This is a genomic window from Kocuria tytonicola (assembly GCF_003687175.1).
In the GTDB taxonomy this organism is placed as follows: domain Bacteria; phylum Actinomycetota; class Actinomycetes; order Actinomycetales; family Micrococcaceae; genus Kocuria; species Kocuria tytonicola.
Window position 1 is genome coordinate 205,170 of the sequence record NZ_RDEX01000002.1, and the last position, 18,988, is coordinate 224,157.

Annotated in this window: 14 protein-coding genes and 1 pseudogene; 12 read left to right on the forward strand and 3 right to left on the reverse strand. The window is 72.3% G+C overall.

Annotation, left to right across the window (positions count from 1 at the left end):
- Positions 1 to 6: 6 nt before the first annotated feature.
- From EAE32_RS09140 to EAE32_RS09155, 4 genes are all read left to right on the forward strand, one after another.
- Positions 7 to 987, forward strand: coding sequence for a biotin--[acetyl-CoA-carboxylase] ligase (locus EAE32_RS09140; RefSeq protein ID WP_121864947.1), 981 nt, complete (start codon positions 7 to 9; stop codon positions 985 to 987).
- A complete protein-coding gene (locus EAE32_RS09145) occupies positions 984 to 1,517 on the forward strand; it encodes a hypothetical protein (protein WP_243635664.1) in 534 nt (177 codons plus the stop codon). Before EAE32_RS09140 ends, EAE32_RS09145 begins: the two co-directional genes overlap by 4 nt.
- Before the next feature lie 67 nt (positions 1,518 to 1,584).
- On the forward strand, positions 1,585 to 2,745 hold the full coding sequence (locus EAE32_RS09150) for an adenylate/guanylate cyclase domain-containing protein (protein WP_121864948.1): 1,161 nt from the start codon (positions 1,585 to 1,587) through the stop codon (positions 2,743 to 2,745).
- On the forward strand, positions 2,742 to 3,659 hold the full coding sequence (locus EAE32_RS09155) for a PP2C family protein-serine/threonine phosphatase (RefSeq protein ID WP_121864949.1): 918 nt from the start codon (positions 2,742 to 2,744) through the stop codon (positions 3,657 to 3,659). Before EAE32_RS09150 ends, EAE32_RS09155 begins: the two co-directional genes overlap by 4 nt.
- A gap of 218 nt (positions 3,660 to 3,877) precedes the next feature.
- Here the strand turns inward: EAE32_RS09155 and EAE32_RS09160 are convergent, their stop codons facing one another.
- Together EAE32_RS09160 and EAE32_RS09165 are read right to left on the reverse strand one after the other, a co-directional pair.
- On the reverse strand, positions 3,878 to 5,992 hold the full coding sequence (locus tag EAE32_RS09160; protein WP_121864950.1) for an acyl-CoA dehydrogenase family protein: 2,115 nt from the start codon (positions 5,990 to 5,992) through the stop codon (positions 3,878 to 3,880).
- A gap of 36 nt (positions 5,993 to 6,028) precedes the next feature.
- Entirely contained in the window at positions 6,029 to 6,709 is a 681-nt protein-coding gene (locus tag EAE32_RS09165; RefSeq protein WP_243635665.1) for a TetR/AcrR family transcriptional regulator, read from the reverse strand.
- Positions 6,710 to 6,780: 71 nt separating this feature from the next.
- On the opposite strand from EAE32_RS09165, the gene EAE32_RS09170 reads away from it, so the two are divergent.
- The 8 genes and pseudogenes from EAE32_RS09170 (at position 6,781) to EAE32_RS12035 (ending at position 16,509) form a co-directional block, all read left to right on the forward strand.
- Positions 6,781 to 8,160: an acetyl-CoA C-acetyltransferase gene (locus EAE32_RS09170; RefSeq protein ID WP_121864951.1), complete on the forward strand. Its 1,380-nt coding sequence runs from the start codon at positions 6,781 to 6,783 to the stop codon at positions 8,158 to 8,160.
- Between the two features lie 49 nt (positions 8,161 to 8,209).
- On the forward strand, positions 8,210 to 9,592 hold the full coding sequence (locus tag EAE32_RS09175; protein ID WP_121864952.1) for a 3-oxoacyl-ACP reductase: 1,383 nt from the start codon (positions 8,210 to 8,212) through the stop codon (positions 9,590 to 9,592).
- 4 nt (positions 9,593 to 9,596) lie between these two features.
- Entirely contained in the window at positions 9,597 to 10,673 is a 1,077-nt protein-coding gene (locus tag EAE32_RS09180; protein ID WP_121865039.1) for a MaoC family dehydratase, read from the forward strand.
- 158 nt (positions 10,674 to 10,831) lie between these two features.
- A complete protein-coding gene (gene ligA, locus EAE32_RS09185; protein WP_121864953.1) occupies positions 10,832 to 13,150 on the forward strand; it encodes an NAD-dependent DNA ligase LigA in 2,319 nt (772 codons plus the stop codon).
- Between the two features lie 8 nt (positions 13,151 to 13,158).
- Positions 13,159 to 14,016: an inositol monophosphatase family protein gene (locus tag EAE32_RS09190; protein ID WP_121864954.1), complete on the forward strand. Its 858-nt coding sequence runs from the start codon at positions 13,159 to 13,161 to the stop codon at positions 14,014 to 14,016.
- Between the two features lie 428 nt (positions 14,017 to 14,444).
- Positions 14,445 to 15,164, forward strand: coding sequence for a LysM peptidoglycan-binding domain-containing protein (locus EAE32_RS09195; protein ID WP_121864955.1), 720 nt, complete (start codon positions 14,445 to 14,447; stop codon positions 15,162 to 15,164).
- Between the two features lie 326 nt (positions 15,165 to 15,490).
- Positions 15,491 to 15,664: pseudogene (locus EAE32_RS12030) on the forward strand (FAD-dependent oxidoreductase); the annotation flags it as partial.
- A 77-nt stretch (positions 15,665 to 15,741) separates the two neighbouring features.
- The gene (locus EAE32_RS12035; protein ID WP_240624966.1) at positions 15,742 to 16,509 is read left to right on the forward strand and encodes an FAD-dependent oxidoreductase; all 768 of its coding nucleotides are present in this window, start codon (positions 15,742 to 15,744) and stop codon (positions 16,507 to 16,509) included.
- Between the two features lie 20 nt (positions 16,510 to 16,529).
- Here the strand turns inward: EAE32_RS12035 and EAE32_RS09205 are convergent, their stop codons facing one another.
- Positions 16,530 to 18,977 (reverse strand): S9 family peptidase, encoded by a 2,448-nt coding sequence (locus tag EAE32_RS09205; protein WP_121864956.1) that lies wholly within the window; start codon positions 18,975 to 18,977, stop codon positions 16,530 to 16,532.
- Positions 18,978 to 18,988: the final 11 nt, after the last annotated feature.

Below are 18,988 nucleotides of genomic sequence, written 5' to 3' on the forward strand. Positions count from 1 at the left end.
CGAACAATGGACGCCACGGACGAGCACCCCGCCGCCGACTACCGGCAGGCGCCGCTCGAGGACGCCCTGCGCGCGCACGGCTACCGCGCGGTGACCGTGCTGGGTAGCGTGGGCTCCACGAACACGTGGCTCGCGGAGCACGTGGCCCGCCGCACCCCGGAGGAGGCTGCCCCGCCCGCTCTCGAGGCCGTGGTCACCGGGTTCCAGACCCGGGGCCGGGGGCGGCTGGACCGGCAGTGGGTCACACCCCCCGGCACCGCGGTGACCTTCTCGGTGGTGTGCACGCCGGTGGACCGGGCGGGGCGGCCGTGGCCCCAGGAGCTGGTCCCGTGGCTCACCCTGCTCATGGCGCACAGCATCACCACCGCGGTCCGCGAGCTCACGGGCGTGCCCGCCGTGGTCAAGTGGCCCAACGACGTCCTCGTGGCCGACCGCAAGCTCTGCGGCATCCTCGCGAGCCTCGTGGCCGCCCCCTCCCAGGGCGCCCCCACGGTGGTGGTCGGCGCCGGCATCAACGTGGCTCAGGAGGAGCTGCCCGTCGCCACGGCCACGTCATTGCGCCTGGAGGCCGACGACGCCGTTCCCACCCGCCCGGAGCTGCTCACCGCGGTGCTCGTCCGCTTCGCCGAGGTCCTGGATCGGGCGTCGTCGGACCCCGCGGGACAGCTGGGCGCCGGGGGTGAGTTGCGCCGCGCCGTCGAGGACGGGCTGGACACCCTGGGCCGCCAGATCACCGTGCACCTCCCCGGTTCCGCGGCACCCGTGGTGGCCACGGCCGTGGGCCTCGGCACCTCCGGGCAGCTGGCGGTGCGGACCGCGGACGGTGCGCACCACGAGTACTCCGCGGGCGACGTCGTCCACGTCCGTCCCGCGCCCGCGGCACCGGGGGCGGAGCACCCCGCGAGCCGCGACCGGGACACGGATCAGCGGCAGGATGCGGGGGCCGGCCCGCGCGGTGCCGCCGAGCCCGGAAGCACCCGCGCATGAGGGCCCGGCACGCCCTGGAGCTCGCGCCGGGGGAGGAGACCGTGGTGGCCACGCACCCGCATCCGCTGGGGCTCGTGCGCCCGGCGCTCGCGGCGTGGCTGACCGTGCTGGTCTACTCCGCGCTGAGCCGGGTGCTGGAGCTCACGTGGCGGCCCACCGCGAACCCGTGGACCGCGCTGCACACGTTCGTGGAGTGGGTGCTGCTGGCCGCGGCGCTGCTCGCGGCGTGGCGGTTCGTGCTCGCCCCGGCGTGGCGGTGGCTGCGCACGCGCTTCGTGCTGACCACCTCACGGCTGGCGCTGGTGGGCCCGGCCGCCGCGAACGGCGCGGTGGCCCTGCCCCTGCAGGCCCTGCACTGCGTGCGTGTGACCCGCGGTGCCACCGAGGTGGGCGCGGCCCGCGAGGGCCTGGACCGCGGCACGGTGCTCGCGGACTTCGGGAGCCTGGGCGGGCTGAAACTCGCGGGGTGCCCGCAGCCCGCGCGCTTCGTGCGGCTCGTGCGAGAGGCCGCGGCGGGGCGGGGCAACTAGAGTGGAGCAGGCACCATTCCCGGCCCGGGCCACCCCGGTCCGCATCCAGCCCAGCAAGGAGGACCGCGTGGCTGATGACCCCTCGCAACACACGGACCCCGTGGTCACGGGCCCCCAGACGGAGCAGCTGAACCTGAACCTCCACAATCCCGTGCAGTCCAACCTCTACGGCTCCGAGGAGTCCCAGGCGGCCGTCCGCCACCTGGACTCGCTGCTGCTGGGCTCCCAGCGCCACCTGCGCCGCCGTGAGGCCGCGCGGGACGCCGAGCTGTCCACGGCCTCCGCGCGGAAGATATGGCGCGCACTGGGCTTCCCGAACCTCAGCGACGACGAGGTCTACTTCACCGGCGAGGACGTGCGCGCCCTGCGGGTGGTCTCCCAGCTGGTCCAGGACGACAAGCTGAGCGAGGAGGCCGCGCTGTCCCTGGCCCGCTCCGTGGCGCAGCTGACGGACCGCATGGTCGTATGGCAGGTCGAGGCCCTCGTCGAGGACATGGTGGCCCACCGGGACATGACCGACGCCCGGGCCCGCCGTGAGCTGCTCACCCTCCTGCCCGAGCTGCTCGACCCCCTCGAGCAGCTGCTCGACTACGCGTGGCGGCGCCAGCTCTCCGCCGCCGTGCAGCGCCTCGCGATGCGCGGGGAGCGCCCGGACGGTTCCACCCTCACCCTGCACGACGCCGCCCCGGACACCGGCGGTTCGGCGCTGCCGCTCGCGCGCGGCGTGGGGTTCGCGGACCTCGTCTCCTACACCTCCCTGTCCCGGCAGATGAACGAGCGCACGCTGGCGAACCTCGTGCAGCGCTTCGAGAAGCGCTGCGCGGAGGTCATCTCCGTGGGCGGCGGGCGCGTCATCAAGACCATCGGGGACGAGGTCATGTTCCTGTCCGAGACACCCGAGGGCGGGGCGCAGATCTCCCTGGCGCTGGCGCGGCTCATCAAGAACGACCCCCTGCTGCCGCAGGCGCGGGTGGCGTTCGTGTGGGGCCGTGTGCTGCCCCGGCTGGGGGACCTCTACGGTCCCACGGTCAACCTCGCCTCCCGGCTCGTGGCGCTCACCGAGCCCGGCGGGGTGGTGGTGGACGAGTCCACCGCCCGCGTGCTCACGGGGGACGACCGGTTCATCCTGGACCCCCTGCCCGCGCGCAACGTGCGCGGTTTCGGGGACGTCCGGCCCGTGGCCATCACCCAGGGCCGCGGGCCCCTACTGGAAGACGAGGTCGAATGACCGTTCCCCTGACCATCCGATCGGGCGGCGTCACCGACCGCGGGCTGCGTCGCGAGACCAACGAGGACGCCCTGATCGTCACCGACACCATGTGCGCGGTGGCGGACGGCATGGGCGGTCACGAGGCCGGTGAGGTGGCCAGCGCGCTGTGCGTGTCCACCCTGGGCGCCTCGGAGCTGTTCACCCTGGAGGACTTCCGCGACTACCGGATCGTGGAGCCGGAGCCGGGCACGGACGTGGCCCGCTTCCGGGCGACGATCGACCGGCAGCTCAAACTGGACCCGGACATTCCCAACGAGGCCCTGGACGCCGTGCACCGGGTCCGCTCGGTGCTGTGGGAGGCGGACCAGGCCATCCAGGCGGAGTGCGGCACCCGCGCGGGGACCACGGTCACCGGGGCGTGGCTCGTGCGGATCGCGGGCACGTGGCTGTGGCTCGTGTTCAACGTGGGGGACTCCCGCACCTACCAGCTCACCGGCCCCGCGCCGGGCGAGGCCGTCACGGAGGCCACCGGCCCGGTGGGCGTCACCCAGCTCACGGTGGACCACTCCGAGGTGCAGTACCTCGTCTCCATCGGCCAGCTCACCCCCGCCCAGGCCCTGGTGCACCCGCGCCGCAACGTGATCACCCGGGCCCTGGGCACGGGGCAGATCTGGGAGCCAGACGTCGTGGTGCTCCCCGCCGTGCCCGGTCAGCGCCTGCTCATGTGCTCGGACGGCCTCACCGGCGAGCTCTCCCCGGCGCACATCGCGCGCGTCCTGCACTCGGTGCACCACCCCAAGGAGGCCGCGGACGTGCTGGTCCAGGCCGCGCTGCGCACCGGGGGGCGGGACAACGTGACGCTCGTGGTCGCGGACGTCCTCGCCGCGGACGACCCGCGGGCGAACACCTCCTCCATCCCACGCGTGCGCTGAGCCGAGGCACCCTGGAACGCGGTGCCGGCTGCGGCCGTGCTGCATCCCGCGCGTGCACTGAGCGGCGGCACGGCTCGGAACCCCGGCCGGGCGGCACGGCGCCCCGGACGCAGAAAGCGGCCCCGCGGCGTCGTCGTCCGACGACGCCGCGGGGCCGCTTGCCGTGCGTGGCGCGTCCGCGCCGTCCGGTTCAGGGACGGCGCGGGTGGCCGTGCGGATCAGCCGTGGTGCCCGCGGGTCTGGGCGCCCGGGTCCTTGGCGGGCTTGGGCTCCTTGACGGGGGCGTCACCGCTCGCGCGCAGCCGGCGGTAGTAGGACTCGGCCTCCTCCTGGCGCTCGGCCTCCACCGTGCCGCCGATCTCCGCGCGCAGCAGCTCCGGGGAGAGCCCGAACGAGTCCACGAGCTCCAGGGCGTACGGGCGCAACCGGGCGATCAGGCGGTTGATGTAGGACTCCAGGGCCCGGCCGCGGCGCATGGAGAGGCGGCCGTAGGAGAGGTACCACGCGAGGTCCTGCTCGATCAGGTGCAGGCCGAACAGGTCCCGCAGCCACGTCAGCACGCGCTTGGTGTCCGGGTCCTCGATCTTCTCCAGGCCCGCGGTGAACGCCTCCCACTGCAGCAGCTGGGCGTGCGAGCGGGCGGCCTCGAGCAGCCGGTTCTGGTTGTTGTTGAACGCCTCGGCCTGCTCGGTGCGGGACTTGCGGGCCACGGCGCGCAGCTCGTCCGCGATGTCGCCGATCATGGTCTGCACACGGTCGGTGAGCAGGGCGCGCTGGGCCGCGGGGTCCCGCAGCGCGTTGACGGACTTGCGGGAGTCCCCCGTGTCCGAGAACGCCTGGGTGAGCTTGCGCAGCCCGGAGCGGTTGAACCCGGCCTCCGTGGCACGGTCCGCCACGTAGCGGGCCATGACCCCCACGTCCGCGTTCTTGAACTCCGCGGAGTAGTCGTTGAGCAGCCGCTTGGCCACGAGCTGCAGCAGGATCGTGTTGTCGCCCTCGAACGTGACGTACACGTCCAGGTCAGCGCGCAGCTGCACGAAGCGGTTCTTGGCCATGAAGCCCGCACCGCCGCACGCCTCGCGGCACTCCTGGAGAGTGTCCAGGGCGCTCCACGTGGACATCGCCTTGAACGCCGCGGCCAGGGTCTCCAGCTCCTGGCGGTTGCCGTCGGACTCGTCCTGGCCGGAGAAGACCTCGTGGAACTTGTCCAGCAGCTGCTGGTGGGCGAAGGTCATCGCGTAGGTCTCGGCGATGCGCGGGATCAGCCGGCGCTGGTGGCGCTGGTAGTCCAGCAGCGTCTGCTCGCGGATGTCCGAGTCCGTGGTGAACTGGCGGCGCTGCTCGGCGTAGCGCACCGCGATGCTCAGCGCGGCCTGGTTCGCGATGGTGGCCGCACCGTCCAGGGACACACGGCCCTGGACCAGGGTGCCGATCATCGTGAAGAAGCGCCGGCCGGGGGAGGGGATGGGGGAGGAGTAGACACCGTTCTCGTCCACGTCCCCGTACTTGTTGAGCAGGTTGGTGCGGGGCACGCGCACGTGGTCGAAGTGCAGGCGGCCGTTGTCGATGCCGTTGAGCCCGCCCTTGCGGCCGTCGTCCTCGCCGCCCACGCCGGGCAGGAACTCGCCGTTCTCGTCCCGCAGCGGCACGTAGAGGCAGTGCACACCGTGGTTGGTGCCGTTGACGATCAGCTGCGCGAACACCGTGGCGGCGCGGCCGTGCACCGCCGCGTTGCCCAGGTAGTCCTTCCACGCGGCCTTGAACGGGGTGTGGATCTCGAACTCGTCCGTCTCCGGGATGTACGTGGCGGTGGTGCCGATCGAGGCGACGTCCGAGCCGTGGCCGATCTCCGTCATGGCGAATGCACCGGGCATGCTCACGTCCAGGATGGAGGGCAGCCACTTCTTGTGGTGCTCCTCGGTGCCCAGGTTGAGCACGGCGGAGCCGAACAGGCCCCACTGCACACCGGACTTGATCTGCAGGGACGGGTCCGCGAGCACGAGCTCCTCGAACGCGGAGAGGTTGGCGCCGGGGCTCATGGACCCGCCCACGCTCTCGGGCATGCCCAGGTACTGGGGTCCGGCGTCCGCGAGCAGCTTGAGCTGCTCGAACGTGACGTTGCGCTGGTCCTCGAAGGACAGGTTGTACTGGGACTGGAACCGGGGGTCCTCCGCGCGCTTGCGGGCCGCCAGGCGGGCCTCGGGCCAGCGGCCCAGCAGGATGCGGCCGAGCTCGGCGGTGTCGATCGCGGAGGGGGCGGTGGCGCCGTCCTCCGGCAGGTCCTCGATGCGGTCGGTGTCCGGGATGGTTCCGCTGACCGAAGTAGTGGACATGGTGACTCCTGAGGGTGTCGTGGACGTCGGGACGTCCTAGTTACGGACCGGGATGGAAGGGGAGTCCGCGCCGGAGTTCTCCGGCGGGACCGCGCTCGCCACGGGGCGCAGGCCCTCCACGGCCCACGTGGTGATGATGCGGCTCATGGTGTGGCGGTCGGGCTTGCCCGGCAGCTCGCCCTGCGCGAGCCAGGCCTCCCCGGCACCGCGGACCATGCCCACGGTGGAGGCGGCCCAGCACTGCAGGACGCCCGCGGGCAGGTCCCGCTCGCCGTGGTGGCGCTCGTGCTGCTCCATGAGCAGATCCCGCACCGAGTCGACGAAACGCTCGATGGTCGAGTCCTGCTCGTCCGGGGCGGTCACGACGAAGCGGTACACCTCGCCGGAGCCCGCCACGGAGCGCAGGAACTCGGAGACCAGCGCGTGGATCATGGCTGCGAACGTGTCCGCCTCGCTGGCGGCCGCCACCATGCGACGTCGCATGCGGGTCACGAAGTACTCGCCCACGGCCGCCTGCACGCCCGCCTTGTCCTTGAAGTAGCGGTAGAACACGGACTTGGACGTGCCGCACGCCGTGGCGATCTCCTCCATGGAGATGGCAGCGCCGTTCACGGCCACGGCATCGCGCGCGGCCGTGATCAGCTCGAGACGCCGCTGGGCGCGGTGACGCTGCCAGCGGCTGTTCCTGCCGTCCACGGGGGTCGTGACCTGTTTCACGATACCGAGGGTATCAGCTACTCTGGGTCTCAAGTGATCCACATCGCACACACCCTCCAGGAGGAACCCCCATGTCCGAGAACACGCAGAACGCGAACACCAAGACCCCGGCCGCAGCATCCGCTCCTGCCGCGGGCAGGCACGCCGCAGGCGCCACCGGCACGCGCCCCGTGGTGGTGGCCGGCAACCGCATCCCGTTCTCCCGCGCGGGCGGCCCGTACGCCAACGCCTCCAACCAGGACATGCTGACCGCCGCGATCGACGGCCTCGTGGCGCGCACCGGCATCGCCGGCGAGCGGCTGGGTGCCGTGGCCGCGGGTGCCGTGATCAAGCACTCCCGGGACTTCAACCTCACCCGCGAGTCCGTGCTGGGCTCCGCGCTGGACCCCGCCACCCCCGCGTACGACGTCCAGATGGCGTGCGCCACGGGCATGGAGACCGTGAGCTCCATCTCCAACAAGATCCGCCTGGGCCAGATCGAGGCCGGCATCGCCGGTGGTGTGGACTCCTCCTCGGACGCCCCCATCGCCGTGAGCGAGGGCCTGCGCCGTGCCCTGCTCAAGCTGCAGCGTGCGAAGACCACCATGCAGAAGCTCCAGGCGTTCAAGGCCGTGCGCCCCGCGGACCTCGCCCCGGCCGTCCCCAGCTCCGGCGAGCCCCGCACGGGCCTGTCCATGGGCGAGCACCAGGCGCTGACCACCCAGCACTGGGGCATCACCCGCGAGGCGCAGGACGAGCTGGCCGCGGCGTCCCACAACAACCTGGCCGCCGCCTACGAGCGCGGGTTCTTCGACGACCTCGTCACGCCCTTCAAGGGCCTGACCAAGGACAACAACATGCGTCCGGGCTCCACCGTGGAGAAGCTGGGCACCCTGAACCCCGTGTTCGGCAAGAAGCTCGCGGGGGAGGCCACCATGACGGCCGGCAACTCCACCCCGCTCACGGACGGCGCCTCCGCCGTGCTGATCACCTCCGAGCAGTGGGCCGCAGAGCACAGCCTGACCCCGCTCGCCGAGGTCGTGGACAGCGAGGCCGCCGCGGTGGACTTCGTCACCGGCAACGAGGGCCTGCTCATGGCCCCGGCCTACGCCGTGCCGCGCCTGCTGGCCCGCCACGGTCTGACCCTGCAGGACCTGGACCTCGTGGAGATCCACGAGGCGTTCGCCTCCACCGTGCTCTCCATCATGAAGGCGTGGGAGTCCCCCGAGTTCTGCAAGGAGCGTCTGGGCCTGGACGCCCCGCTCGGCTCGATCGACCGTTCCAAGCTCAACGTCAACGGCTCCTCGCTCGCCACGGGCCACCCCTTCGCCGCCACCGGCGGGCGCATCGTGGCCTCCACGGCCAAGGAGCTCGCCGCCCGCGCCAAGAAGGAGGGCAAGCCGCAGACCGCCCTCATCTCGGTCTGCGCCGCCGGCGGCCAGGGCGTGGCCATGCTGCTGCGCTCGGTCTGAGCACCCCACCGCAACCGCTAGACCTCACGAGATCTGGGAGAAACTGCAAGTGACGGACACATATCTGGACATGGTCAACTCGGGCCTGGGCAAGCAGGTCGCGGGCAAGCTGGGCCTGCCCCGCCCGGTCACGCTGCGCCGCTACCGCGCCGACGACGACTTCCCGCAGGGCGCCGTGCTGGTGCTCGGCAGGGGCAGGGCGGCCGACGCCGCTGCGGCCGTCCTGCTCGAGTGGGACCTCGACGTCCGGCGCAGCGCCGCGGACGTGGACCGCGTGGGCGCGGTGCTGCTGGACTACACCGAGGTGCAGAGCCCCTCGGATCTCGGCGGCCCGGCACTGGAGCTGTCCTCCGCGCTGCGCAAGCTGCGCCCGGGCGGACGGGTCATCACGCTGTCCCGCCCGGCCCCCGGGATCGGAACCGGGGCGGCGTCGGGCACCGTGGCCGGAGCGGAGCAGCTCGCCCCCTCGCAGGCCGCGGCCCGCCAGGGTGTGGTGGGTCTGCTGCGTTCCGTGGCCCAGGAGATGCGCGGCGGCGTGACCGCCAACGGCGTGCTCGTGGCGGACGGCGTGCCCGCGGACGCCCCGAGCGTCGTCGGCGCCATCCGCTTCTTCCTGTCCGGGCGCAGCGCGTACGTGGACGGTCAGTTCCTCACGGTCGGCGACGACCGCGGTGACGCCTCCGTGGACTGGGAGCACCCCGTGGCCGGGAAGGTGGCCGTGGTCACCGGTGCCGCGCGCGGCATCGGCGAGCAGGTCACCCGCACGCTGGCCGCCTCGGGCGCCACCGTGATCCCGGTGGACGTGCCCGCAGCCGGGGACGCGCTCACCAAGCTCGCCAACGAGCTGCGTGTGCCCGCCCTGCAGCTGGACGTCACGGACCCGCAGGCCGGGGAGAAGATCCTGGACCTCGTGGCCGGCCGCTACGGCCGCCTGGACCTCGTGGTGCACAACGCGGGGATCACCCGGGACAAGATGCTCGCGAACATGGACGACGCCAAGTGGAACTCCGTGATCGCCGTGAACATCGAGTCGCAGCTGCGGATCAACGAGACCCTGTTGGCCTCGGACCGGCTGGGCCCCGCTCCGCGCATCGTGTGCCTCGCGTCCACCAGTGGTGTGGCGGGCAACCGCGGGCAGACGAACTACGCCGCCTCCAAGGCCGGTGTGATCGGCGCCGTGGCCGCCACGGCTCCGCTGATCGCCGCGAAGGGCGGCACCGTCAACGCCGTGGCGCCCGGGTTCATCGAGTCGGAGATGACCGCGAAGATCCCGGCCGCGCGCCGGCAGATCTCCCGCCGTCTGAACTCCCTGCAGCAGGGCGGCACGCCCGTGGACGTGGCGCAGGCCATCACGTTCCTGCTCTCGGACGCCGCGGGCGGGATCAACGGCCAGACGCTGCGCGTGTGCGGCCAGAGCATGGTGGGTGCGTGAGCGCATGAGCACCGTGGATCCCACCGTTCCCAGTGTTCCCGAGGGCTACGAACGGACCCGGCCCTCGGGCCTGGTCAAGCTCCCGGCCCTGTACGCGAGCGCCGGTGCGCGGGCGGCCACGTCCGTGGCCGGCGGCGCGGCGTCGTCGGCGTCCCGCAAGGTGCTGCCCGCGCTGCGGAACTCGCCCGTAGGGCGCGTGCTGCCCGCGTCCCTGCGGTCCTCCGGGCCAGAGAAGGTCTCCGGTGCACTGGAGCTGCCCCGCGTGGCGCACGTGGTGGACGGACTCTCGGCGGATGCGGAGTGGCACGAGAACTTCTGCCGCGTGGTGCACGCGGGCCCGCGTCCCATGGCGCCGGGCGCCGCGGAGGCCGCCGTGTTCTCCGGGGCGCTGCACTCGCTCGCGTTCCCCGTGGCCATGTCCGTGCTCACCCGCAAGGACTTCCCGCTGCCCGTGCTGGGCATGGTGCACCTGAGCAACACGGTGCACCACGTCACGGACGTGGCGGTGGGGGAGCGGGTCACGGCCACGGCCTGGACCGAGAACCTGCGCTCGCACCGCTCCGGCACCATGCTCGACGCCGTGGTGACGCTGACCCGCGAGGACGGCACGGTCGCGTGGGCCGGGCGCTCCACGTACCTCGCCAAGGGCGTCCACACCGCGATTGCCGGTGAGCAGCCGCGCCCGGAGCAGGACGTCGCCCCGGAGCGGGCTCCGTTCGAGGCACCGCTGCCCACGGGGCAGTGGTCGCTGGGTGCCGGCACCGGGCGGGACTACGCCGCCGTGAGCGGGGACTACAACCCCATCCACCTCTCGGACCCCTCCGCCAGGGCGCTGGGCATGAAGGGCGCGATTGCCCACGGCATGTACACGGCCTCGCGCGCGCTCGCGCTGACCGGGGTGCCCGCCGAGGTGCCGTTCACGTGGTCGGTCGAGTTCGCCACGCCGGTGCGTCTGCCCGCCACGGTGGCCGTGGCGGTGGACGACGACGGCCGGGGCGCCCACTGGAGCACATCTCGCGTCCAGGTGTGGGACCCCAAGCGGGGCCGCCCACACGCGGACCTGAGGGTTTCCGCGCTGTAGCCGCCGCCGATCGGCCAGGACCCCCGCACCCCACGGTGCGGGGGTCCCGTCGTGCCCGCCCCAGGGTCCGGCCGTGTCCCCGCAGTGGCCCCGCCGGACGCGCTTCGGGGCCCCGGTGGCCGCCCGTGCGTGTCGGAGTGCTGGGTCACAATGGTGCGGTGAGCACACTCAACGCCAAGAATGCGCAGCGGGCCACGGACGCCAACGGCCAGAGCCTGAACCCCGAGGAGCCCAGCGAGGCCCTGCGGGAGGAGTACGCCGAGCTCTCGGACCGCGTCCGGGAGGCACGCGCCGCCTACTACGTGCACGACCAGCCCGTGATCTCGGACGCGGAGTACGACGCGCTCTACCGCTCGCTCGAGGAGTTCGAGGCGCTGCACCCGGAGCTGAAGGCCAACGATTCCCCCACCCAGGAGGTGGGTGGTGAGGTCGGGGCGGCGTTCAGCCCCGTGACGCACCTGGAGAAGATGTACTCCCTGGAGGACGTGTTCTCCACGGACGAGCTCGTGGCCTGGCTGGAGCGCGCGCAGAAGCAGGTGGCCGAGCTGCCCGGCGCCCCGGAGGTCTCGTGGCTGAGCGAGGTCAAGATCGACGGCCTGGCCGTGAACCTGCTCTACCGGGACGGTGTGCTCGTGCGGGCGGCCACCCGCGGGGACGGCACCACGGGTGAGGACATCACCCACAACGTGGCCACCATCAAGACCATCCCGCAGCGGCTCTCCGGGGAGGACTTCCCGGAGGAGGTGGAGGTGCGCGGCGAGGTGTTCATCTCCTCCAAGGACTTCCGCGCGCTCAACGAGGCCATGGTGGAGGAAGGGCGGGCGCCGTTCGCCAACCCCCGCAACGCCGCGGCGGGCTCCCTGCGCCAGAAGGACCCGCAGGTCACGGCCCGGCGTCCGCTGTCCATGTTCGTGCACGGCATCGGCTACGCCCGCGGATTCGAGCTCGCCACGCAGTCGCAGGCCTATGACGTCCTCAAGGGCTGGGGCCTGCCCGTGAGCCCGTACTCCAAGGTGCTGGGCTCCGTGGCGAAGGTGCTGGAGTTCATCGCGGAGTTCGGGGACAGGCGGCACAGCCTGCTGCACGAGATCGACGGCATCGTGGTCAAGGTGGACGACCGCCGCACCCAGTTCCGGCTGGGCTACACCTCCCGCGTTCCCCGGTGGGCCGTGGCGTACAAGTACCCGCCGGAGGAGGTCAACACCACGCTCGTGGACATCCTCGTGAACGTGGGGCGCACCGGACGCGTGACGCCCTTCGGGCTCATGGACCCGGTGCGCGTGGCCGGGTCCACGGTGGAGATGGCCACGCTGCACAACCAGGACGTGGTCAAGGCCAAGGGTGTGCTGATCGGGGACACCGTGGTGCTGCGCAAGGCCGGGGACGTGATCCCGGAGATCGTCGGTCCGGTGGTGGCCCTGCGGGACGGCTCCGAGCGGGAGTTCGTGATGCCCACCGAGTGCCCCTCGTGCGGCACGCCCCTGCGCCCCGCCAAGGAGGGGGACGTGGACATCCGCTGCCCCAACGCGCAGACCTGCCCGTCCCAGCTCAAGGAGCGGGTCAACCACGCGGCTGGCCGCGGGGCGTTCGACATCGAGGCCCTGGGAGAGGAGGCCGCCAAGGCCCTCACCCAGCCGGTTCCGCTGGACGCCCCGGACGGCACCGACTTCTCCGTGCCGCCCCTGCGCAACGAGGCCGGGCTCTTCGACCTCACCCCCGAGGACCTGCGGGACGTGATGGTCTGGCGGGACTCCCGGCGGACGGTCACGGACAAGGAGACCGGGGAGAGGGTCCAGCGGGTCACTCCGGAGCTCGTGCCGTACTTCTGGACCAAGCCCACGAAAGCCCGCCCGAGCGTGCCCTCCAAGACCACCGAGCAGATGTTCGCGCAGCTGGAGCAGGCCAAGGACACCGACCTCTGGCGGGTGCTGGTGGCGCTGTCCATCCGGCACGTGGGTCCTACCGCGGCCCGCTCGCTGGCCACGTCCCTGCGCAGCATGGACGCCATCCGCTCGGCGGACCTCGAGACCCTGGCCGGAACCGACGGCGTGGGGCCCGTGATCGCCCAGGCGGTCCAGGAGTTCTTCGAGGAGCCGTGGCGCCGCAGGGTCGTGGAGCAGTGGGCCGCGGCCGGGGTGCGCATGGAGGAGACCGAGGACGAGTCCACGCCCCGCACTCTGGACGGGGTCACCGTGGTGGTCACCGGCTCGCTGGAGAACTACAGCCGTGACTCGGCCAAGGAGGCCATCCTGAAGCGCGGCGGCAAGGCCTCCGGCTCGGTGTCCAGGAAGACGCACTTCCTCGTGGCGGGGGAGAACGCCGGGACCAAGCTGGACAAGGCCGAGTCCCTGGGCGTTCCCGTGCTGGACGAGGCCGGCTTCGAGCGGCTGCTCACGCAGGGCCCAGAAGCCTTCGGGGACGCCGCCGAGGACGACGCCGCCCCGGCCGGCAGCGACGAGAGCCCCGCGGGGGAGTAGGAGCAGACATGGCGGATCCACTGGAGGGGCTCGGCCCCGGAACGGACGAGCTCGAGGACCTGCTGCGGGTGGCCCTGCGGGCGGCCGCGGCGGGAGCGGACGTGCTCCGCGGCCGGGACGCCGCCCAGCTCCATGCCCAGAACAAGTCCTCGGACGGGGACTGGGTCACGGCGTTCGACGTCGCGGCCGAGGACGCCGTGAGCACGGTCCTGCGCGAGGAACGTCCCTACGACGCCATCACCGGGGAGGAGTCCGGCACGTTCGTGCCCGAGCACCGCTCCGGTCTGCGCTGGTCCGTGGATCCCCTGGACGGCACCACGAACTTCATCCGGGACATCGTCTACTACGCCACGTCGGTGGCCGTGTGCGACGAGAGCGGCAACTGGCTCGCGGGGGTGGTGGACGCCCCCGCGCTGGGTCGCGTGTACTACGCGGTGGCCGGTCTCGGGGCCTGGGTCCGCCGCAGTGGTGCGGACTCCCGCCTCACGGGGCCGGTGTCCGGACGCCGCGGTGCGCTGTACGGCACGGGCTTCTCCTACGACGCCGCAGTGCGCCGTGAGCAGTTCAGCGGCTTCCTGGACACGATGGAGCGGTTCTCGGACATGAGGCGTCTGGGTGCGGCGTCCCTGGACCTGTGCATGGTGGCGGACGGCACACTGGACGGCTACTCGGAGCGGGCTCTGCACGAGCACGACTGGGCGGCCGGCGCGCTCATTGCCAGTGAGGCGGGTGCCGTGGTGGAGCGACCGGACCTGCCACCGCCGCCGGCTCTGCGTGACACATCCCACAGCACTTCGGTTGCAGAAGCACATGACTACGAAAAGGCCCGTCTGGCCAGTGTCATTGCCGCGTGGGCGCGCACCTGAACCGCCGAAATTAATCCGTTGTGGTCCGGGGATGCCCCCGGTGCCCGCGTGCGGGAGCAGCGTCGGGTTGACCCGCAGGATGGGGTGACCTAGCGTAGCCCGGGTTGACCGGCTCGCGGCCGTGACACATGCCCGCGACGGGGGCTGTCCCCCGAAGTGGGATAACAAGGGTGTAACGAAGTACTTGATCTACAAGCCATCGTTACGCTACCGTTATCAACAACTTCCTCAGCGGACTTTCGTGACCGGAAGTTCGCTTCCAGGCACACATGATCCGTGGTCTGGATTGTGCTGGATGCTGCCGCAACACCGTACGTCGTCTAGATGGCAGCATTCCGTAGTTACTACCCCTCACACCAACTGTCACGGGTAGACGACGGCGCGAAGACACCCAGGGATGGGAACGAGCGTAGGTGGCCTTACGGAGCATGATGAAGACTTCTACCGCTATTCGCCGTGGTGCCGCTGCTGTCCTGATGGGCGGTGTGGCCGTCGGTACTTTCGCCGTTCCCGCCAACGCTGCCTCCGAGTCCACCTGGGACGCTCTCGCCCAGTGCGAGTCGGGCGGCAACTGGGGCACCGCAACCGGCAACGGTTTCTCCGGTGGTCTCCAGTTCACTCCCTCCACCTGGTCCGCCTTCGGTGGTTCCGGCTCCCCGCAGGGTGCCTCCAAGTCCGAGCAGATCCGCGTGGCCGAGAACGTCCTGGCCGGCCAGGGCTGGGGCGCATGGCCCGCCTGCTCCGCCAGCCTGGGCCTCCACGGCAACGGTGGCGGCATGGCCTCCGGTGCGTCCGTGGCCCCGCAGGCCTCCTCCGTGCAGCAGTCCGCTCCGGTCCAGCAGGCTGCTCCCGCGCAGCAGGCCGCTCCCGTGCAGCAGGCTGCCCCGGTGCAGCAGGCCGCTCCGGTGCAGCAGGCCGGTCCGGCCGCGCAGGCTCCCGCCGTGGAGTACACCGCTCCGGCCGCTCCCGTGCAGCAGGCCGCTCCGGCCGCCGGCACCTACACCGTGCAGGCCGGCGACACCCTGGGCACCATCGCCAACAAGCTGGGCGTCAACGGCGGCTGGCAGGCCCTCTACGCGGCCAACGCCGGCACCGTGGCGGATGCCAACCTGATCTTCCCGGGTCAGGTGCTGAACATCCCCGCCTGATCCAGGCACCTCATCGCACGTCGATGAACGGTTGACCCGGCCGACCTGATCGGCCGGAGCCACAGCAGAACCCCGCCCCTCACCATTGCGGTGAGGGGCGGGGTTCTTCGTGTGTCCTTGCACGGCGGGGCACCGGCCGCGCCCGCTCCGGGGCGGACCGGAGCGAGACGCCCTCACGCAGTCCTTCCCAGGCCGGCGGGCGAGCGGACCACGCGTGCCGGAAGCGTCCTTGCCTCGGGGCCCAACCGTCGCCCGGTCGACGGACGACCGCACCGTGCGGGAGGGGCGTCTGTCGAGCCTTTGGCGGGCAGTGGCACGATGGGCGCATGGCCTACGACATCGCAATCATCGGGGCGGGCATTGCGGGCCTGTCCGCGGCCTCGGAACTTGCCCGCCTGCGGGGCACCGGTCGCGGCATCTTTGTCCTGGAGGCGGAGCAGGACGTGGCCCGGCACGCCTCCGCACGCTCCGCCCAGCAGCTCATCCCCAGCTATGGCCCGGAGCCGGTGCTGGAACTGACCCGGTGGTCCGTTGCCGAGCTCGCGCGGGCCTCTGCGGATCTGCCCTCGCTCCTCGTGTGGCCGAGCCCGGAACGGAACCCGGCGGCGTCGTCCGCGCGAGCACCGTGGTCAATGGGGCCGGGGCGTGGGCCGAGCACGTGGGGTCGCTGCTGGGGGCCGCGCCGCAGGGCCTGCAACCGCTGCGGCGCACCGCGGCCCTCGTGCGTCTGACCGAGCCGATGCCGCCGGAGCACCCCATAGTCATGGACGCCGCGGAGCACTGGTACTTCCGGCCCGATCCCGTGGGCGCGATGGTCTCCATGGGGGAGTCCGAACTCAGCGAGGCGTGCGACGCGCAGCCCCACCCGGGCGCCGTCGAACGGTTGGGCGAGACCATCCAGAGCTGCACGGGGCTTCGGATCACCGAGGTGGCGAAGGCCTGGACCGGGCTGCGGACCGAGCGTGCGTCCGACGTCCCGGTGTGCGGCTGGAACGCAGGGGCCGAGGGTGTGTTCTGGCTCGCGGGCCAGGGCGGCTACGGCTTCCAGACCAGCGCTGCCATGGCCACCGCGGCCGCCGAGCAGATCGTGGCCGGGAGCGTGGGCGAGTGGTTGAGTCCGGACACGGTGGCCGCGCTGCAACCGGAGCGGGGCGCCCGACCGCCCCCGCCTCCACCCCGACGTGCAGGAGCTCCGGCAGCCGCAGGACCTTTCGCTGCGGTACGAAGCGACTCACCGCACGTTGGCGGGCCGCCCGCCCCGTGCGGTCTGCCCGGAGGTGGCCCCGGTCCGGTGGTACCGGGCGGCACGGCGCCCGGAAGCCGCCCTGGCGGGTCACGACCGTGAGCCGCCGAGGGCCGCTCTCGTCAGACCGCCACGCCCAGCTGCCGGGCGAGCCACGCGTATTCCCACGCGGTGTCCTTCCACTGCGAGTACCGCCCGGAGGCACCGCCGTGCCCGCCGGCCATCTCGCAGCGCAGCAGCACGGTCTCCGGGTGCTCGGCGTGCGTGCGCAGCTCGGCCACCCACTTGGCGGGCTCCACGTAGAGCACACGGGTGTCGTTCAGGCTGGTGACCGCCAGGACCGGCGGGTAGTCGGTGTCCCGCACGTTCTCGTAGGGGGAGTAGGAGCGCATGTACTCGTAGACCTCCGCGGACTCCACGGGGTTGCCCCACTCCTCCCACTCCAGGGCGGTGAGCGGCAGCTCGGGCATCAGCATGGAGGTGAGCGCGTCCACGAACGGCACTGCCGCGAGCGCCCCGCAGTACAGCTCCGGGGCGAGGTTGAGCACCGCACCCACCAGGAGGCCGCCCGCGGAGCCGCCCATCACCGCGATGCGCCCCGCATCCACGTCCGGGCGCGCGGCCAGGTGCCTGGTCACGGCCACGTAGTCGGTGAACGTGTTGGTCTTGGAGCCCTTCTTGCCGTTCTCGTACCACGCGCGCCCCAGCTCCCCGCCGCCACGCACGTGGGCCACGGCCCACACGACGCCGCGGTCCAGCAGGGACAGCCGGGAGACGGAGAATCCCGGATCCGTGCTGATCTCGTAGGAGCCGTACGCGTACTGCAGGACCGGTGCGGGCACCGACGGGTCCAGGTCCGCGCGGCGGACCAGGCTCACGGGGATCCGCGTGCCGTCCTCGGCCACGGCCCAGTCCCGCTCCACGGTGTAGTCCTCGCTGCGGTAGCCGCCCAGCACGGTGGCCTCGCGCCGCAGCACGGGCTCGCCCACGCCGAACGCGTCCAGGCCCTCGCTCCCGGGCACTCCGGTGGGGATGTCGTACACGCGCGGGGGCGTCACGAAGGACGTGTAGGACACCCGCACCACGGGGTTCTCGTACTCCGCGGAGAGCACCGCCGCGCTGTAGAGCTCCTCGTCGAACGCGGCCTCGGTCCCCGCGAGCAGCACCGCCTCCTGGGCGCCGTCACCCGCCCCGCGGATTCCCTGGGGCGACGACGCCGCACCGTTCGTTCCCGTGTGCGTCCCGTTCTCCGGTGACGACGCCGCCGCGCCGGTGGCCCCCGTGCTCGCCTCGTGCCCCGGGGCCGACGACGCACCCTCCGCGCCGTTGCCCGCCACGTTCTGCGAGGGCCCGGTGACCAGGTGCTCCACCGCGGCGCGGGGGATGAGCCGCACGCGCGGCGTCGTGTCCTCGCGCAGCGCCACCACGAGGTGCGTGGCGGTGGGGACGCAGGACTCCACCCGGGTGGCGTCCGAGGCGGGCAGGACGTCCACGAGCGAGAGCTGCGCGAGGGGGCGGCCGGCGTCGTCCAGGGGCAGCAGGCTGATCCGGCCGTTGGGGGCGTACGCGTCGTGGGACAGCAGCAGGTAGTCCTCGCCCGCGAGTTCCAGGGGCTCCACCTCGTGCAGCACGCGGTCCTCGCGGGAGAGCACGGTGCGCCACGGCAGGTCGAGGGGCAGGGCGGCGTCGTCAGCTTCCGGAGAGGCGGACGGCGCGTGGGCGGCCAGCTCGCTCAGGCGCACGATCCGGTACTCGCTGTACTCCGAGCACGAGGAGGACAGCATGAGCCACTGCTTGTCCGCGGAGAGCTCCGCGCCGAGCCACAGGCCGGGGTCGTCCTCCTGGAACAGCAGCTCGTCCGAGGCGGCCTCCTGGCCCACCACGTGGCGGTAGACGCGGTGGGGGCGCCAGGACTCGTCCACCACGGTGTAGATCAGCTGCGTGGCGTCCGGGGTGAGGAACGCGCCGTAGGAGGTCTGCTCCACGCGGTCCGGGAGCAGCTCGCCCGTGGTGAGGTCCTTGAGGTGCACCGTGAACCGCTCGTCCCCGGCGACGTCCTCGGACCACGCGAGCCGGGAGCCGTCGTCGGACACGCTGAAGGCGCCCAGCGCGTAGAACTCGTGGTCCTGCGAGGCGGCGTTGGCGTCCAGCAGGACCTCCTCGCCCGTGAGCTCGACACCCGGCTCCACGGCGGGCGGGGTCCAGTCCGCGGGGTCCGCGACCGGCACCCGGCAGAACACCTGGTGCGCGCCGCCCTCCACGGTGCGGGCGAAGTACCACCAGTCCCCGTGGCGGCCGGGCACGGAGAGGTCGGTCTCCTGGGTGCGGTCCTTGATCTCCCCGTAGATCCGCTCCCGCAGCGGGGCCAGGTCCGCGGTGACGGCCTCGGAGTACGCGTTCTCGGCATCCAGGTGCGAACGGACCTCGGGGGAGTCCTTCTCCCGCAGCCACTCGTAGGGATCGGAGAACGTGTGCCCGTGGAACGTGCGCTCCACGGGCCGGCGCTCGGCCACGGGGTACGGGGTGCCGGTGGGGGACTCTGCGGAGGGGGTGGGGTGCTCGGAAGTCATGGGGCCAGTGT

What these genes read in the sequence shown, in the direction of transcription:
- EAE32_RS09140 (WP_121864947.1), top strand. Translation starts at nt 7, where the DNA reads ATGGACGCCACGGACGAGCACCCCGCCGCCGACTACCGGCAGGCGCCG.
- EAE32_RS09145 (WP_243635664.1), top strand. Translation starts at nt 984, where the DNA reads ATGAGGGCCCGGCACGCCCTGGAGCTCGCGCCGGGGGAGGAGACCGTG.
- EAE32_RS09155 (WP_121864949.1), top strand. Translation starts at nt 2,742, where the DNA reads ATGACCGTTCCCCTGACCATCCGATCGGGCGGCGTCACCGACCGCGGG.
- EAE32_RS09160 (WP_121864950.1), bottom strand. Translation starts at nt 5,992, where the DNA reads ATGTCCACTACTTCGGTCAGCGGAACCATCCCGGACACCGACCGCATC.
- EAE32_RS09170 (WP_121864951.1), top strand. Translation starts at nt 6,781, where the DNA reads ATGTCCGAGAACACGCAGAACGCGAACACCAAGACCCCGGCCGCAGCA.
- EAE32_RS09180 (WP_121865039.1), top strand. Translation starts at nt 9,597, where the DNA reads ATGAGCACCGTGGATCCCACCGTTCCCAGTGTTCCCGAGGGCTACGAA.
- EAE32_RS09190 (WP_121864954.1), top strand. Translation starts at nt 13,159, where the DNA reads ATGGCGGATCCACTGGAGGGGCTCGGCCCCGGAACGGACGAGCTCGAG.
- EAE32_RS09195 (WP_121864955.1), top strand. Translation starts at nt 14,445, where the DNA reads ATGATGAAGACTTCTACCGCTATTCGCCGTGGTGCCGCTGCTGTCCTG.
- EAE32_RS09205 (WP_121864956.1), bottom strand. Translation starts at nt 18,977, where the DNA reads ATGACTTCCGAGCACCCCACCCCCTCCGCAGAGTCCCCCACCGGCACC.